The organism is Leucobacter triazinivorans, assembly GCF_004208635.1.
GTDB lineage: Bacteria > Actinomycetota > Actinomycetes > Actinomycetales > Microbacteriaceae > Leucobacter > Leucobacter triazinivorans.
Map to the genome: position 1 here is coordinate 928,850 of NZ_CP035806.1, position 15,879 is coordinate 944,728.

Below are 15,879 nucleotides of genomic sequence, written 5' to 3' on the forward strand. Positions count from 1 at the left end.
CGGGGGATCCGCTGGCGGATCCCCCGTCCCTCAGCGTGCGTCCACGGCCCTGTTCGACTCCCCCTGAGTCCGCTCGGCGACGCGCTGCGCCCACGCCCGCGTGTCGTGGAGGCGGTGCTCGTCGAGGTAGGAGCGGATCACCGCGTGAGCGGATCGCACGCGGGACTCCCGCCCCATACTGGCCTGCATCGCACCCATCGCCGGAGTGGGGGCGCCGTCGACGCGCGAGAGCGCTTCCCGGAGGATGTCTTCGTGCGCACCCCCGCCCATCGCCCGCTGCATCGGACCGGGTCGGCGATGGCCGTATCGTTGCTGTTCGCTCTTCATGGGTGTCTCCCTTCCTTCGTCGTGCACGGGTTACCGCGCACCCGCGAGACTGGTGCGCAGCGCGCTGCCGAGACCGGCGTCGACGCTCGTCCAGTACTGGATCGCGCGCTCCCGGATCTCGTCGCTCTGCACGGCACCGACGGCCCCGGTGATCGTCGCGAGGAACCGCTCCTTCGCCGCGTCGTCGAAAACCTCCCGATAGAGGGTGCCTGCCTGGCCGAAGTCGTCATCCTCGGCGTGCAGAGTGACCGCGGATCGGATCAGCTCGCCGTCCGATTCCCACGAGCCGGCACCCGCCAGCTGCGCGTCGGCCACCGGCCCGCCCGTCGAGTTCGGCGCGTAGACCGGGGCATCGGCCGGCGTGAAGCCGTGCCGGCCCGCACCGTCTTGCGAGTAGTTGTGCACCGGGGCGACCGGGGCATTGACGGGCAGCTCGTTGTAGTTGGTGCCGACCCGGTAGCGCTGCGCGTCAGGGTACGAGAACACGCGCGCCTGCAGCATCTTGTCGGGGCTGATGTCGATCCCGGGCACGGTATTGGCCGGAGAGAATGCGGCCTGCTCGATCTGCGCGAAGAAGTTCTCGGGGTTGCGGTTCAAGGTGTGCACGCCCACCTCGATCAGCGGATAGTCGGCGTGCGGCCAGACCTTCGTGAGGTCGAAGGGGTTGAAGCGGTACGTCTTGGCGTCGTCGTAGGGCATGACCTGCACCTGCAGCTTCCATGCGGGGTGGTCGCCGCGCTCGATGGCCTCGAAGAGATCGCGCCGGTAGTAGTCGGCGTCGGCTCCGGCGATCGCCTCGGCCTCCGCACCGTCGATCTCCTCGTTGCCCTGCAGCGCCGTGAAGTGGTACTTCACCCAGAAGCGCTCGCCGTCGGCGTTGATCCACTGGTAGGTGTGCGAGCCGAAGCCGGGCATGTGCCGCCAGGAACGCGGCAGCCCGCGGTCGCCCATGAGATAGGTGACCTGGTGCGCGGACTCGGGTGAGAGGGTCCAGAAGTCCCACTGCATGTCGGCGTCGCGCAGGCCCGATCCCGGAAGGCGCTTCTGGGAGTGGATGAAGTCGGGGAACTTGATGCCGTCGCGGATGAAGAAGACCGGGGTGTTGTTGCCCACGATGTCGTAGTTGCCCTCGGCGGTGTAGAACTTCACCGAGAAGCCGCGCACGTCGCGCCAGGTGTCGGGCGATCCCTGCTCGCCAGCGACGGACGAGAAGCGCTGCAGCGTGCCGGTGACGGCACCGGGCTGGAATACGGCAGCCCGCGTGTACGCGGAGACGTCACCGGTGACGACGAACTCGCCGAACGCCCCGCCGCCCTTCGCGTGCACGATGCGCTCGGGAATGCGCTCGCGGTTGAACTGCGCGAGCTTCTCGACCAGATAGCGGTCGTGCAGCCCGATGCTGCCGTCGGGGCCGGCGCTGAGCGAGTGGGCATCGCTCGCGACCGGTGCTCCGGTCTGAGTGGTAGTGGGAGGGGTGCTGGACATGGTTCTCCTTCGGTTTTCGGGTACGACGAATCACGCCCCCATTCGGCGGCGTTGCGGCGGCGTCGTCTACGCGGCCGGCTCCTGGCAGTCGGAGCAGAGGCCCCAGAACGTGACCTCGGCCGTCTGAATGGTGAAGCCCGTCGTCGAGGACGGATCGAGACACGGCGCGTGTCCGACGACGCAGTCCACGTCGGCCACTGCCCCGCACCCGGAGCAGACGACGTGGTGGTGGTTGTCTTCGATGCGCCGCTCGTAGAGCGCCGCGGATCCGGCCGGTTCGATCCGGCGGATGAGCCCCGCCGCCGTCAGATCCGCGAGGATGTTGTGCACCGACTGGATCGACGTCGTCGGCAGCTCGCGAGCGACCACTCGGAACACCCGTTCGGCGTCCGAGTGGGGCATGGAGGCCAGTGCCTCGAGCACGGCGACGCGACCCGCAGTGGCCCGCAGGCCGGCAGTGCGCAGCGTCGTATCGATTCCGGCTTCCATACCTGCAACCCTACCTTCTGTTTTGAGGAATTCAAAATACTGTTTTGAGGCGTTCACCGAATCGGCTCACGAGCACCCCCGCCGTCATCCTGCGCGAGGAACGAGTCGCAGGATCCACCTCGCGGCACCCCACTTGATCCACCAGGCCAGTGGATGCTGCGACTGCGCGCAGAATGACGGGGTGGTGCGCACAGGATAACGGGTGCAGAAAGGACGATGGACGGTCGCAGGACGACGGACGAGTCCTTCATCCCCGGGTCGCACGACCTCGGGGTTAGGCTCGGAGTCGTGAGCTCCGCACCCCTGCCCCTCGCGCGTCCCGGGCCCGTCTTCACGATCGGGCGCGCCGTGCTGCGACCGCTGCTGAGACTACGGTTCCGACCCCGCGTCTCCGGGGGCGAGCACCTCCCGCGGACCGGCCCCGTGCTCCTCGTCAGCAACCACCTCTCGGGGCTCGACACGATCCTCATCCCCTCGTTCTCTCCGCGCAAGGTGCAGTTCCTCGCGAAGGCCTCGCTGTTCCGCACGCGGATCGGGGGCTGGTTCTTCCGGCGGATCGGCGCGGTCCCAGTGCACCGCGGGGCCTCGTCGGCGGCACAGGCCGCGCTCGAGGCCGGCCGGGAGGTGCTCGCGGCGGGGAGCGTGTTCGCGGTGTTCCCCGAGGGCAGCCGCTCCCGCGACGGCCGCCTCTACCGCGGGCGAGGCGGAGCGGCATGGTTGGCGCTCGAAACCGGGGCCGCCGTGGTGCCCGTCGGCCTCATCGGCACGAACCGTGCGCTGCGCAACCCGAGAACCGGACGCCGCGATCGCGTCGAGGTGCGATTCGGGGCGCCCATCCCGCTCGACGATCTCGCGGGCATCCCGGGCGGGCGGGCTCGGCACGCGGCGACCGAGCGGATCATGGCCGCGATCCAGGCGCTCACGGGCCAGGAACTGGCCGACGGGCACGCCGCGGCGTCGGGCGCCTGACCCGGCGCCGGCTTCCGCCGCTCACGCTGATCCGGCGAGGAAGCGGGATGCCGACCCTACACTGGTGGGCATGGACGCCGACGTCATCATCGTGGGTGCCGGGCTTTCCGGGCTCGCCGCCGCACGCGAAGCGCACCGCGCGGGGCTGCGCACCGTGATCATCGACCAGGAGGGACCGCAGGATCTGGGCGGCCAGGCCTGGTGGTCGTTCGGCGGGCTCTTCCTGGTCGACTCCCCCGAGCAGCGGCGCCTGGGCGTGCGCGACTCCTTCGATCTCGCCTGGCAGGACTGGCGCGGCAGCGCGCAGTGGGATCGCCTCGACGGCGAGCACCCCGACGACGGCTGGGCGAAGCGCTGGGGACGGGCCTACGTCGAGTTCGCCGCCGGGGAGAAGCGCGCGTGGATCCGGGCGGTCGGCATCGATCTCACCCCGGTGGTCGGCTGGGCCGAGCGCGGCGACCTCACCGCGGGCGGCCACGGCAACTCGGTGCCGCGGTTCCACGTGCCCTGGGGCACCGGCACCGGTGTCGTCGATCCGTTCATCGCCGCCGCGCGGAACGCCGTCGACGACGGGCGCACGAGGATCCTGCACCGGCACCGCTGCGACGCGATCGTGTTCGAGAACGGGCGCGTCACCGGTGTGAGCGGCAGCATCCTCGCGGATGACACGAACGCACGCGGGGCGGTCTCGTCGCGCGAGATCGTCGGCGACTTCGAATTGCGCGCGGGCGCCGTCGTCGTGGCGAGCGGCGGCATCGGCGGCGACCACGAGCTGGTGCGCCGGTTCTGGCCCGATCGCCTCGGCGCTCCGCCGCAACGGATGGTGACCGGCGTACCCGCCTACGTCGACGGGCGCATGCTCGGGATCGCAGAGGCCGCGGGAGCGCGGCTCGTCAACCGCGATCGCATGTGGCACTACACGGAGGGCGTGCGCAACTGGAATCCCGTGTGGCCGGGGCACGCGATCCGGATCCTGCCGGGCCCCTCCCCGCTCTGGCTCGATGCGCTCGGCCGGCGCCTGCCGCCGCCCGGCCTGCCGGGACACGACACGCTCGCAACGCTGCGGATGCTGCGCACGCGCGACGGGCTCGCGGAGCATGACCACTCGTGGTTCATCGTGACGAGCCGCATCGCCGCCAAAGAGTTCGCGCTCTCCGGCTCCGAGCAGAACCCCGACGTCACCGGCCGCGACCGCACGCTGCTGCTCAAGACCCGGCTCGGCCGAGGCGCGCCCGGCCCCGTGCAGGCGTTCGTCGACCGCGGCGCCGACTTCGTCGTCGCCGATGGCGTGCCCGAGCTCGTGGCCAAGATGAACGATCTCACCGACGAGCCCCTGCTGAGTGCCGACGGCGTCGAACGCGTGATCCGGGATCGCGACGCCGAGATCCGCAACCCGTTCTCGAAGGACGCCCAGGTGATGAGCATCCGCAACTCGCGGCGATATCTCGGCGATCGCCTCACGCGCACCACCGCCCCGCACCGGCTCCTCGATCCCGCGGCGGGACCGCTCATCGCGGTGCAACTGCACGTGCTCACCCGCAAGACGCTGGGCGGCATCCAGACGGACCTCGGCTCGCGCGCGCTCGGTGCGGGCGGCGATCCGATCCCCGGTCTCTACGCGGTGGGCGAAGCCGCCGGCTTCGGCGGGGGCGGCGTGCACGGCTACAACGCGCTCGAGGGCACGTTTCTAGGGGGCTGCCTGTTCTCCGGCCGCGCCGCGGGGCGCGCCATCGCCGCGGACATCGGCGGATAGGTCGCGCGCACCCCCGGCCTCATCGAGCGCGAGATCCCGATTCTGGTCGCTCCCAGGCTCAGGCACGGGCAGAAATCGGGATCTCGCGCGCGCCCGCCGGGAGATCCGTCCGTTCGGGCCGGCAGCACGAAGCTGGGCCGGCAGCACGAAGCTGGGCCGGCAGCACGAAGCTGGGCCGGCAGCATGAAGCTACGCCGGCAGCACGTCGTAGACGAGGCGCGCGAACTGGCCGACCGCTCGCGCGGACACCAGCCGCAGGCGATCCGGGCCGACGCGACGCGGGAAGAGCGGCGCGCCGGCGGACAGCGCGGCCGGCGCGACCGAGAGCTCGACGCGATCCAGCGCGCCGGCGTCGAGGAACTGCCCCGCGAGATCACCACCGCCGACCACCCAGATGTCGCCGTCGCCGGCGGCGGCCCGAATCTCGGGCAGTGCACTCGACACGTCACCGGACACCAGGCGCACGTCGGCCCCCGCCGGCACCGGGAGGCGGCGAGACGTGAACACGAACGTGGGCGTCTCGCCGTACAGCTCTCGCCAGCGCTCGGGCCGCTCGAGCAGCTGCTCGTGCCGCAGCACCCACTCGTAGGTCGAGGATCCCTCGACCAGCACGGCGGCGTCGGCGGGATACAAGCCCTCTGCCGGATCGTCGCCGTTCTCGACCGCGAAGAGCCAGTCGAGGGAGTGGTGCTCGTCGGCCAGGAAGCCGTTGATCGTGGTGGCGGTGTCGAAGATGATGCGTCCCATGCCGGTGACAGTACCCTGCGCCACTGACACTCGCGCCTCGCCCGCCTGACCCACCTGCGCCGCGCCCGTCCCCGCCCACGCGCCCGCGACGCGCCCCACCTCGACCCCGCCGGTCCGACGCGCGCCAGGAGATGTCGCCAAACCTCCAGAATGGCAGCAACTCCTGGCGCGCGAAGGAGCACGCTGAGGAGTTCGAGGGCGCGCGGCACGGACGCGGGAGAGGCGAGCGAGAGGCGAGCGAGTTGCGCGGGGCGGGCGCGGGATCGGGCGAGGGCCGGCGCGGGATCGGGCGAGGTCGAGGCGAGGGATCGGGCGAGGTCGGGCGCGGGATCGGGCGAGGTCGGGCGCGGGATCGGGCGAGGTCGAGGCGAGGCGAGGCGAGGCGAGGCGAGGGAAGCGTGCGGGACGGGGCACGGGACGGGATCGCGCGCGGGATGGAGCACGGGCTCGGGTCGGAGCACGGGCCGGGAACGCGCGGGACGGGATCGGACGCGCTCACACCGTGCGGCTGCGGGCCAGACGGTCGAGACTCCACTCGTAGCGCTCGAGCCAGACGAAGGCGTGCACCCAGGTCTCGACGCGGTACACGCCCGGGTGCGAGCGGATCCTCCGCACGATGTCCGTGTAGTCGGCCAGAGAGCGTGCGGCGATCGTCGCGATCAGGCCGTAGCGGCCGAGCGTGCGCGCCGCGAACTCGATGGTGGGAATGCCGAGCAGCACCTCCTCCGCGGCCGCCGCCTGCTCGGGATCGGCGTGCAGCACCACGCCCACTCCCGACAGCACCGAACTCGTCGTGCTGCGCCGGCTGCGCACCGCGCCGATGCGCATGACCCCCGAGCCGAGCAGCCGCATCACGCGAGCGCGGCAGGCGGAGGCTGAGCACCCCGTGCGCCGTGCGAGCTCGCCGAACGTCAAGCGGCCGTCGAGCTGCAGCTCTGCGATGAGCGCGATGTCAAAGTCGTCGAACACCAGGTCGGTGAGTTCTGGATCCTCGCCGAGCCGCAGGCGGCGGAGCACGCGGTCGTAGAGCGAGAACTGCATCTCCTCGACCCCCTCGATCGCCTGAATCGCCCGGACGGAGCGGGCCACGTCCTCGCGATCCGCCGCCCACACCTCGACCACGGCCTGGTTCTGGCCGCTGATCTCGGATAGGAAGACGACGTTGGTGAAGGTGCTCAGCCGCTCGAACACGGGAGAGGTCGGCCCGCTGATGCGCAGCTGCAGATTCGCCTGGATCGGAAGCCCCACCGCGCTGGGGTGCACCGCCGCGTGAATGCGGATCTCGCCAGAATCGAGCAGCTCGCGCACCCGTTGCGCGACGAGCGTGCGGTGCACGCCGAGTTCGGCGGCGAGCGCCGAGAACTGCGCCCGACCGTCGAGCTGCAGGGCCCGGATCAGATCCTCATCGAATTCATCCATGCCACGATCATGCCAGAACGGCACTCGCAACGATTGACAAAAACACTGCAGAATACGAATACTCGGCTCATCCGGGGCCATATCTGCCCGCTCACGCCGACATATCCGCGTTTGGATCGAATCCTACGCACATTCTGCTTCGCGCCGCGGGAAATGTCGGCGTACCCTCGTATCGATTCGAGACGAAGGAGTTCCCCCGTGCGCAAGCTCGCGTTCACCCAGGCGCCCACCCCGACCGCGCCGAAGATCATCACCGCCGCCCAGATCCATGCCCTCGACGCGTCGGGGAGCGCCCCCGAGGCGTTCCTCGTGATCGGCGACCGGATCCGGCACGTCGGCACGATCGACGCGTGCCTCGCCGCCGCCGCCGAGGTGAGCGCCCTCGCCCCCGAGATCCTGGATCTCGGGGACTCCGTCGTGCTCCCCGGGTTCATCGACGCCCACGCGCACCCCCTCATGCTCGGTCAGATGATGAGCTGGGTCGACTGCGGCCCCGAGCGGGCCGGCTCGATCCCCGAGATCATCGAGCTGCTGCGCGACGCGGCCTCGTCCCTGCCCGCGGGCCGCCCCATTCGCGGGTACGGCTACGAGCAGCGCAACCTCGCCGAGCAGCGCCACCCCACCCGCTTCGAGCTCGATCAGGTCGCGACCGACCGCGAGGTCTACCTGATGAACGCCTCGGGTCACGGCGGCGTCGTCAACTCCTACACCTTCGAACTGCACGGGGTCACGAGAGACACGCCCAACCCGAAGGGCGGCGAGTTCTTCCGCGACGATCAGGGAGAGCTCACTGGCGAGCTCTCCGACGCGGCCTGCAACGTGCTCACCGGGCTCGAGGGGGTGAAGATCGGGCACCACGGCCCGAACTTCCACCTCGCCGATGAGCCGGAGGAGCACAAGCGGCAACTCGCCGCGGCGCAGGAGAACTTCCTCGCGGGAGGTGTCACCACGATCGGCGACGCCCAGGTCAGCCGCCGAGAGTTCGACATGTACCTCCGCCTCGCAGAATCCGGCGACCTCAAGGTGCGTGTGAGCATGTATCTGCTCTCACACCTGCTCGACGAGGCCATCGAGATGGGGCTGCACGGTCAGTTCGGCAACGAGCACCTGAGCTTCGCGGGCATCAAGTTCTACTCCGACGGCACCCTCGGCGGCTGGACGGCCTACTTCCCCGACGGCTACGTCGGGGATCCCTGCCGCACCGGGCAGCTCTACCACGAGCCCCGCGACTACGCCGAGCTGATCCGCAGGGCCCACAGCGTCGGCCTGCAGACCGCCACGCACTCCCAGTCGCCCACCGCCCTGGAGATGGTGATCGGCGCGATCGAGGCGGCCCTCGCCGACCGCCCCGACGCCGACGCCCGGCATCGCATCGAGCACTGCGGCCTGCCCACCCCCGAGCAGATCGCGCGCATGGCCGCCGCGGGCATCTACCCGGTCAACCAGCCGCAGCACCACTACAACTGGGGCGAGGGCGTCGAGCAGGCCGTCGGCACCCCCGGCGAGCGCTTCAACCCGCTCGGCGAATTCGAGCGGGCCGGCGTGCCGGTCACGATCTCCTCGGACGCGCCGGTCGCCGATCCGCGCCCGATGGAGGCCGTCCAGGCCGCCGTCTCGCGCATCACCCGACGCGGCACCCAGCTCGGATCCGACGATCTCGCCGTGTCGGTCGACACCGCCCTGCGCGCCCACACCATCTCGGCGGCCCGCGCGCTCGGGCGAGAGGACGAGCTGGGCAGCATCGAGACCGGGAAGCGCGCCGACTTCGCGGTGCTGGATCGCGACCCCTACACCACCCCGACGAGCGGCCTCTCCGGCATCGACGTCGTCTCGACCTGGGTCGGCGGCGAGCGCGTCTACGCGCGCTGACCCTCCCGCACCCCCATCCGCCGCGCTGCCGGGGGCCGATCCTCTCGATCCCCGGCAGCGCCCGCAGACACCCCCACCAGTCACCGAGCAAAGGAGCTTTGCATGTCCACCCCCGCACCGAGCGGCACCGCGCCGCGCGCGAACTCGCACCGGCGAGCGCTGAAGGGCGGCATGGCCGCCCTCGTCGGCACCTCCATCGAGTGGTACGACTTCTACGTCTACGCCACTGCCGCGGCCATCATCTTCCCGCACGTCTTCTTCCCCGAGGATCTCGATCCCGCACTCGCCACGCTCGCCTCGTTCGGCACCTACGCGGTCGCGTTCTTCATGCGCCCGCTCGGCGGCATCATCTTCGGGCACGTCGGCGACAAGCTCGGCCGCAAGCCCGCGCTCACCATCACGCTCGTGCTGATGGGCGTCGCCACGACGCTCGTCGGCGTGCTGCCGGGATACGCGACCATCGGCATCTGGGGTCCGATCCTGCTGATCCTGTGCCGCATGGCGCAGGGCCTCGCGGTCGGCGGCGAGTGGGGCGGCGCGAGCCTCATGGCCGTCGAGAGCGCCCCGCAGAAGTGGAAGACCTTCTACGGCGGCTTCACCCAGGTCGGCAACCCGCTCGGCGCGCTGATGGCCACCGGCGCCTTCTGGGCGCTCTCCGCGCTCGGGCAGGATGCCCTGCTGAGCTGGGGATGGCGCGTGCCCTTCCTGTTCAGCATCGTGCTGATCGGCGTGGGCTTCTGGGTGCGCTACCGCGTCGAGGAGACCCCCGTTTTCGCCGAGAAGGTCGAGGGCCACGAGCAGTCCACCCCGCTCCTGTTCGCGCTCAAGAACAACTGGGGCCCCATCCTGCTCGGTTTCTGCATCATCGCAATGTCCTCGGGCGGCTACGTCATCGCGACGACCTTCGTGCAGAACTACGCGGATTCCCCCGAGATCGGCCTCGATCCGACCATCATCCTGGGCGCGCTGACCATCGCCTCGCTCGTCGAGATGCTCGTGACCCTGCCGATCGCGGCGCTCGGCGACAAGATCGGGCCGAAGATGGTCATGTATCTCGGGATCATCCCGTCGTTCCTCGTGATCATCCCGCTGGTCCTCTCGATCCAGGCGAAGAACGTCGCCCTCATCTGGGTCTTCGTGATCCTCATCCGCGTCACGCTGAGCGGCGCCTGGGCACCGCTCTCCACCCTCATGGCGCAGATGTTCCGCCCGCAGTCCCGGTACACGTCGATGTCGCTCTCCTACGGCATCGGAGCAGCGGTCTGGGGCGGCCTCTCCCCCGCCATCGCCTCCCTGCTGCTCGTCGTCACCGACGGCAACTTCTGGTCGGTGGTCGCGTTCTTCGGCCTGCTCACCGTCGTGGCCTGGATCGGCGTGCGCTTCGCACCGCAGCACTCCGACGCGGCGCCGGTGACCGGCTCGTTCACGCCTCGGCTCGACACCACGGCGATCGACAACCCCGGGAAGTAGTCCCCGCTCCGGGCCCGCGCGGGCACGACCGCACGCGCGGGCCCGGGTCCGACCCCGCGGTGCCGCACCGCTGAATCACTCCGAGAGGAATCATGGAAACCGTCCACAAGCGCACCATCGGCTGGGTGATGATCGAGGCCCTGCACCGCTACGGTATCGATACCGTGTTCGGGATCCCCGGCACGCACAACCTCGAGTTCTACCGTCCGCTCGGCGCGCTCGGCATCCGCGCCATCACTTCGCGCCACGAGCAGGGCGCCGGGTACGCGGCCGACGGCTGGTCGCTGCAGTCGGGCAAGCCCGGCGTGGTCATCACGACGAGCGGCCCCGGCCTGCTGAACGCGCTCTCGGCGGCGGGCACCGCGTACTGCGAGTCGCGCCCGATGATCATCCTCTCCCCCGGCCCGGCCCGTGGCGCGGAGTTCGCCGATGTGGGCACCCTGCACGAGACGAAGGACCAGCTGGGCGCCGCCTCGGCCATCGTGGAGTGGGGCCGCCGCGTGCAGACCGCAGAGGAGGCCGTCGAGGCCGTCCACGACGCGTTCGAGCTCTTCGCGACGACGCGGCCGCGACCCGTCTACATCGAGGTCCCCCTCGATCTGCTGGAGGAGACTACCGAGATCTCGGCCACCGCCCTCGAGGCGCGCGAGTTCTCACGGTCTGCGAAGCCGGATCCCGCGGCCGTCGTCGAAGCGGCCGCGCTGCTCGCCGCCGCCGAGGATCCCGTGATCCTCGCGGGCGGCGGATCCCGCGGCGCGGCCGCGGAGCTTCGAGCCCTCGCCGAGCGGCTCGGTGCGCCGGTCGTGACCACCGGCAACGCGAAGGGCGTGCTCGACGAGCACCACCCGCTCGCCCTCGGCGCGAATCTGCGCCTCGCCGCCGCCCGCAACCGCGCCCGCGACGCCGATGTGCTGCTCGTCGTCGGCTCGAAGCTGGGCGAGGCCGAACTCTGGGTGGAGCGTCTGGAGGCACGGGGCACGGTGATCCGCATCGATGTGCTCGCCTCCCAGATCGACAAGAACCAGCCGGCGACGATCGGCATCGTGAGCGACGCGACGACGGCGCTGAGCGCCATCCTGAACGAGCTGGGCGAGGGCGCGCCGCGCGACGGCGCTCCCGGGGTGGCGCGGACGCTCGCCGCTGCGCGCGCCGAGTGCGCCGAGCTCTCCCCCGAGAACACCGCACTCGCGGAGGTCATCGCCGCGGCGCTGCCCGAGAACGCGATCGTGTCGACCGATTCGTCCCAGATCGCGTACTGGGGGCTGCTCAACGTGCTGCGCGTCTCCGAGCCGAATTCCACGCCCTACATGACCACGTACGCCACCCTCGGGTACGGCCTGCCGGCCGCCCTCGGGTCGCGCATCGCCCGCCCCGAGCGCCCCTCCTTCGTGGTGATCGGCGACGGTGCGCTCATGTTCTCGATGAACGAGTTCATCACCGTGGTCGAGCAGCGCGAGGACGTCACCGTGATCGTGGTCGACAACGGCGGCTACGCCGAGATCAAGCAGAACGAGGCCGACGCCGGGATCGCCCCGATCGGCGTCGACCTGGCGCAGCCCGACTGGGTCGCGGTCGCCGCGGCGTTCGGCGGCACCGGGCATCGCGCCGCCACCCCCGGCGAACTGTCCGCGGCCGTCGAGACCGCCGTCCGCGACGGCGGCCTGCAGCTCATCCACATCGACCAGGCGGGCTTCGCGCTCGCGGAAGGAGCGTGACCGCGTGAACGCCGCCGCCCCACGACCGCTCGCGGTCTACACCGACGTCGACGACACCGACCCCGCGATCGGGATCCGCCTCCTGGAGGAGCACGGGTTCGAGGTGCGGGTGCTCGGCACTCGCGACGCCGACGAGATCATCGCCGGTGCGCGCGACGCCGTCGTGCTGCTCCCCGGGTACGCGTCCGTGACCCGCGAGATCATCGAGGCACTGCCGCATCTGCGGCTCGTGTCGCTCATGTCGATGGGCTTCGACTACGTCGACGTCGCGGCGGCGAGCGAGCGCGGGATCTGGGTGACCAACGTGCCGGGCGCCGCGACCGAGGAGGTGGCGACGCACGCGCTCGCGATCCTGCTCAGCAGCGTGCGCCAGCTGGCGTTCTACACCGGATCGGCCACCCCCGCGCACTGGAACGACCGGGCCCCGGTCGCGCCGCCGCGGCTGAGCGAGACCGCACTCGGCATCGTCGGCCTCGGCAAGATCGGGCGCGAGCTGGCCCGAGTCGCCGGGCCCCTGTTCGGTTCGATCGTGGGCTACGATCCTCTGCTGCCGGATACTCCCGAGGTGCGCGCCGAACTCGATGCGCTCGGGATCACCCGCACGAGCCTCGAGGACGTGCGCCGAAGTGCCGACGTGCTCTCGCTGCACCTGCCGCTCACCCCGGAGACCTCGGGCATGATCGACGCCGCGTTCCTGGCCGAGATGCCCCGCGGCTCGGTGCTCGTGAACGTCTCGCGCGGCGGGCTGATCGACGCCGAGGCGCTCGCCGCGGCCCTCGACGCCGGGCAGCTCTCGGGCGCGGCGCTCGACGTGCTCGACCAGGAGCCCCCGTCGCCGGAGCATCCCCTGCTCGGACGGGACGACGTGGTGCTCACGCCGCATATCGCCTACTTCTCGGGTCGCACGGAGATCGAGTACGTGCGCATCCAGGCGCAGAACGCGGTCTCGCTCGTCGAGTCGGGCGCGCCCGACTCGCCGGTCAACCGCCCGGCGTAGCGCGCAACACCGTGTGCGCTGCGGTGCGGCGCGGCGCCGCGCCGCGCCGCGCCGCGAACGGGAGTCCCGATGTGCCGCTTCTCCTCGGGCGAAGCGGCACATCGGGACTCCCACTTCCGGGCGCACGACGGCAGGCGTCCGCCCGGGCGTGCGAGACTGGGATGACGCTCCCGTGAGGGGCGGGCGTCCGCAGGCGAGGAGGCACCGATGAGCAACCCCGAACGCGCCCCCGAGGAGACCGTTTGCGTCTCCCCCGGCCCCGGTCCCGGGCCCGGCCCCGCCGCCGCTCTCACACCCGATCGCGCACTCGAAATCCTCGAGCCTCGCGAGGTGCCGCTCGGCGGATTGCGCGCCATGGGCGTGCGCCGCACGCTGCCTCAGCGCGAACGCTCGCTCATCGGCGCCTGGTGCTTCCTCGACCACTACGGCCCCGACGACGTCGCGACCACCGGCGGCATGGACGTGGCGGCGCATCCGCATATCGGCCTGCAGACGGTGAGCTGGCTGTTCTCGGGCGAGATCGAGCACCGCGACAGCGCAGGCTTCCACGCGATCGTGCGGCCCGGCGAGCTGAACCTCATGACCGCGGGTCGGGGCATCAGCCACTCGGAGCGCTCGACACCGGCCACGACGACGCTGCACGGCGCACAGCTGTGGATCGCGCTGCCGGAGCGCCGGCGCGGCATCGCCGCGGGGTTCGAGCACTACGGCCCACCGGAGCTGAAGGGCTCCGGGTGGCGCGCACAGGTATTCCTGGGATCGCTGCTCGGCGACCGCTCACCCATTCGCACGCACACGCCGCTGCTCGGTGCCGAGATCGGGCTCGATCCAGGCGCCGTGCTCGACCTGGGGCTCGACACCGTCTTCGAGCACGGCGTGCTCGTCGATCTCGGCACCGTCGCCGTCGAGTCGCCGGGCGGGACGGTCGCGGGCGCGGGCCGCACCGTCGAGAAGGATCGCCTGGCGTTCCTGCCCGCGGGGATCGCGCGGCTGCGCCTCACCGCCGGGGCCGAAGGCGCGCGCCTGCTGCTGCTCGGCGGCGAGCCGCTCGGCGAGCGGATCGTGATGTGGTGGAACTTCATCGGCCGGGACCACGACGAGATCGCGCAGGCGCGGATCGACTGGCAGGCGCGACTCGCGGCCATCGGAGTGCCGGAACCCGCGGAGCGGGGCGTGGCGGGCGGCCCGAGCCGGGCGCCCGCGCCGGCCGCGCGCCCCGGCGGCGACGCGCCGCCGCCCGACCCGGACCGCTTCGACCTCCCCCGCGACGAACCGGAACCGCCGCTTTCTGCTCCCGCGTTGCCCGTCGCACGGCTGCTTCCCCGGAAGCAATGAGAGAGTGGGGCTCCCGGCGCCGCGGCCGCGCCGGCCCAGCGCCCATCACCGCACCCGACTCGGAGGAGGCCCCCATGAACGACCAGGAGAACGTGACGGTTCGCGAGGACGCCGACGCCCATCGCTTCGTGATCGAGGTCGACGGCGCAGTCGCCGGATTCGCCCGGTACCGGCGGCTCGACAACGGCTCGACGTACGACTTCGTCCACACCGAGATCGACCCCGCGTTCGAGGGCCGCGGCCTCGGCAGCACGCTCGTCTCGCGGGCGCTGGAGCACACGCGGGAACTCGGGCACACGATCGTGCCCCATTGCCCGTTCGTCGCCGCGTGGCTGCGGCGTCACCCGGAGTTCGTCGCCGCGGTGGAGTGGCCGGACGGCGAGAGCCCGATGGGCGAGCCGTCGGGCGCATAAGCCGGCTGTTCGGGGCATCCCGCGAGCACACGCCGCATCGCCTCCCGCTCGGGGCCGGTGATCCAAAGCCCGTAGGCCGCCTTCACCGAGACCTGGCGCGCCACGTAGGCGCAGCGAACGCCCCGCTGCGGTGGCAACCAGCTGGCGGCATCGGCGTCGCCCTTCCGGCTGTTGGTGGGCCCATCGACCGCGAGGAGGTTGAGCGGGTCGTTGGCGAAGTCCACGCGACGCTCGTCCGAGAGCGTCTGCGCGCCCTTCTGCCACGCATCCGAGAGCGCGACGACGTGGTCGATCTGCACCGCCTGCGAGCTGGACGGCCCGCGCACGAACTCGATGCGCGCGCCGGTGTACGGGTCGGACAGCACACCGGAGAGCACCGTGCACGGCCCGTCGAGCACGGCCCCGTCGAGATCCCGCTGCAGGGTGTCGTTGCGCGCATCGCAACCGTTGCGGTCCGGATCCTTCCAGCCCGCGCCGAACTGCTCGCGATCGTACCCGGTGCGCGGCGCGCGCCCCTTCACGGGCAGCTCTTCGAGCAACGCGGCCGCGGTGCCGGCTTCGACGCCCTCGTGCGGCTCAGCGCCTCCCGCACGACCGGATTCGGGTGCTGAACCGGGAGCGGACTCCAGACCGATCGCGGCGACCGCCCAGATCACCGTCACCAGCAGCGCCGTGCCGAGCGCGGCACCGAGCCTCCTTCGCGCCTTGCTCGCCTGTGTGTTCATCGCGTTCTACGGTATCGGCCCCCACCGACATCGACGGAGCGACTTGCGGCTGGACCGCCGGCCGGGGCCCCCACGGCTGCATGCACCTCGGACCGCGTAGCGGCTCCCCCGTGTTCGTGCAACGGGGTGACGCAACCCTTCCGAGCGCGCTTGGCTGGACATGTTC

The 15,879-nt window shown here is 71.3% G+C and carries 14 protein-coding genes; 8 read left to right on the top strand and 6 right to left on the bottom strand.

Translation table 11 applies throughout. The annotated features are described in order from the left end of the window. Window positions 1-30 precede the first annotated feature (30 nt). The 3 genes from EVS81_RS04315 to EVS81_RS04325 all read right to left on the bottom strand — a co-directional run bounded on the left by EVS81_RS04315 (window position 31) and on the right by EVS81_RS04325 (window position 2,301). Window positions 31-327 carry a hypothetical protein gene (locus EVS81_RS04315; RefSeq protein ID WP_205879384.1) on the bottom strand — a complete coding sequence of 99 codons (297 nt, stop codon included), beginning with the start codon at window positions 325-327 and terminating at the stop codon, window positions 31-33. A gap of 30 nt (window positions 328-357) precedes the next feature. Continuing rightward, complete coding sequence (locus EVS81_RS04320) at window positions 358-1,812, bottom strand: catalase (protein WP_130109289.1); 1,455 nt, start codon at window positions 1,810-1,812, stop codon at window positions 358-360. Window positions 1,813-1,878: 66 nt separating this feature from the next. Further along, complete coding sequence (locus EVS81_RS04325; protein ID WP_130109290.1) at window positions 1,879-2,301, bottom strand: Fur family transcriptional regulator; 423 nt, start codon at window positions 2,299-2,301, stop codon at window positions 1,879-1,881. Window positions 2,302-2,589: 288 nt separating this feature from the next. Here EVS81_RS04325 and EVS81_RS04330 point away from each other — a divergent pair, with 288 nt between their 5' ends. Together EVS81_RS04330 and EVS81_RS04335 are read left to right on the top strand one after the other, a co-directional pair. Then, window positions 2,590-3,270: a lysophospholipid acyltransferase family protein gene (locus EVS81_RS04330; RefSeq protein WP_130109291.1), complete on the top strand. Its 681-nt coding sequence runs from the start codon at window positions 2,590-2,592 to the stop codon at window positions 3,268-3,270. Between the two features lie 70 nt (window positions 3,271-3,340). Continuing rightward, window positions 3,341-5,023: an FAD-binding dehydrogenase gene (locus tag EVS81_RS04335; RefSeq protein ID WP_130109292.1), complete on the top strand. Its 1,683-nt coding sequence runs from the start codon at window positions 3,341-3,343 to the stop codon at window positions 5,021-5,023. 189 nt (window positions 5,024-5,212) lie between these two features. Here the strand turns inward: EVS81_RS04335 and EVS81_RS04340 are convergent, their stop codons facing one another. Continuing rightward, window positions 5,213-5,770, bottom strand: coding sequence for a dihydrofolate reductase family protein (locus EVS81_RS04340; RefSeq protein ID WP_130111284.1), 558 nt, complete (start codon window positions 5,768-5,770; stop codon window positions 5,213-5,215). A gap of 495 nt (window positions 5,771-6,265) precedes the next feature. Next, window positions 6,266-7,189 carry an Lrp/AsnC family transcriptional regulator gene (locus tag EVS81_RS04345; RefSeq protein WP_165384182.1) on the bottom strand — a complete coding sequence of 308 codons (924 nt, stop codon included), beginning with the start codon at window positions 7,187-7,189 and terminating at the stop codon, window positions 6,266-6,268. A 198-nt stretch (window positions 7,190-7,387) separates the two neighbouring features. Here EVS81_RS04345 and EVS81_RS04350 point away from each other — a divergent pair, with 198 nt between their 5' ends. The 6 genes from EVS81_RS04350 to EVS81_RS04375 all read left to right on the top strand — a co-directional run bounded on the left by EVS81_RS04350 (window position 7,388) and on the right by EVS81_RS04375 (window position 14,988). Further along, on the top strand, window positions 7,388-9,058 hold the full coding sequence (locus EVS81_RS04350) for an amidohydrolase (protein WP_130109294.1): 1,671 nt from the start codon (window positions 7,388-7,390) through the stop codon (window positions 9,056-9,058). 102 nt (window positions 9,059-9,160) lie between these two features. Next, on the top strand, window positions 9,161-10,528 hold the full coding sequence (locus tag EVS81_RS04355; RefSeq protein WP_165384183.1) for an MFS transporter: 1,368 nt from the start codon (window positions 9,161-9,163) through the stop codon (window positions 10,526-10,528). Window positions 10,529-10,620: 92 nt separating this feature from the next. Beyond that, the gene (locus EVS81_RS04360) at window positions 10,621-12,243 is read left to right on the top strand and encodes a thiamine pyrophosphate-binding protein (RefSeq protein WP_130109295.1); all 1,623 of its coding nucleotides are present in this window, start codon (window positions 10,621-10,623) and stop codon (window positions 12,241-12,243) included. A 4-nt stretch (window positions 12,244-12,247) separates the two neighbouring features. Continuing rightward, window positions 12,248-13,240, top strand: coding sequence for a C-terminal binding protein (locus EVS81_RS04365; RefSeq protein ID WP_130109296.1), 993 nt, complete (start codon window positions 12,248-12,250; stop codon window positions 13,238-13,240). 207 nt (window positions 13,241-13,447) lie between these two features. Then, a complete protein-coding gene (locus EVS81_RS04370) occupies window positions 13,448-14,575 on the top strand; it encodes a pirin family protein (protein WP_130109297.1) in 1,128 nt (375 codons plus the stop codon). A gap of 74 nt (window positions 14,576-14,649) precedes the next feature. Next, window positions 14,650-14,988, top strand: a complete 339-nt coding sequence (locus EVS81_RS04375; RefSeq protein WP_130109298.1) for a GNAT family N-acetyltransferase — start codon at window positions 14,650-14,652, stop codon at window positions 14,986-14,988. Here EVS81_RS04375 and EVS81_RS04380 read toward each other — a convergent pair. Further along, window positions 14,916-15,713, bottom strand: coding sequence for an HNH endonuclease family protein (locus EVS81_RS04380; protein ID WP_130109299.1), 798 nt, complete (start codon window positions 15,711-15,713; stop codon window positions 14,916-14,918). The two genes, EVS81_RS04375 and EVS81_RS04380, sit on opposite strands and share 73 nt — an antisense overlap. Window positions 15,714-15,879 lie beyond the last annotated feature (166 nt).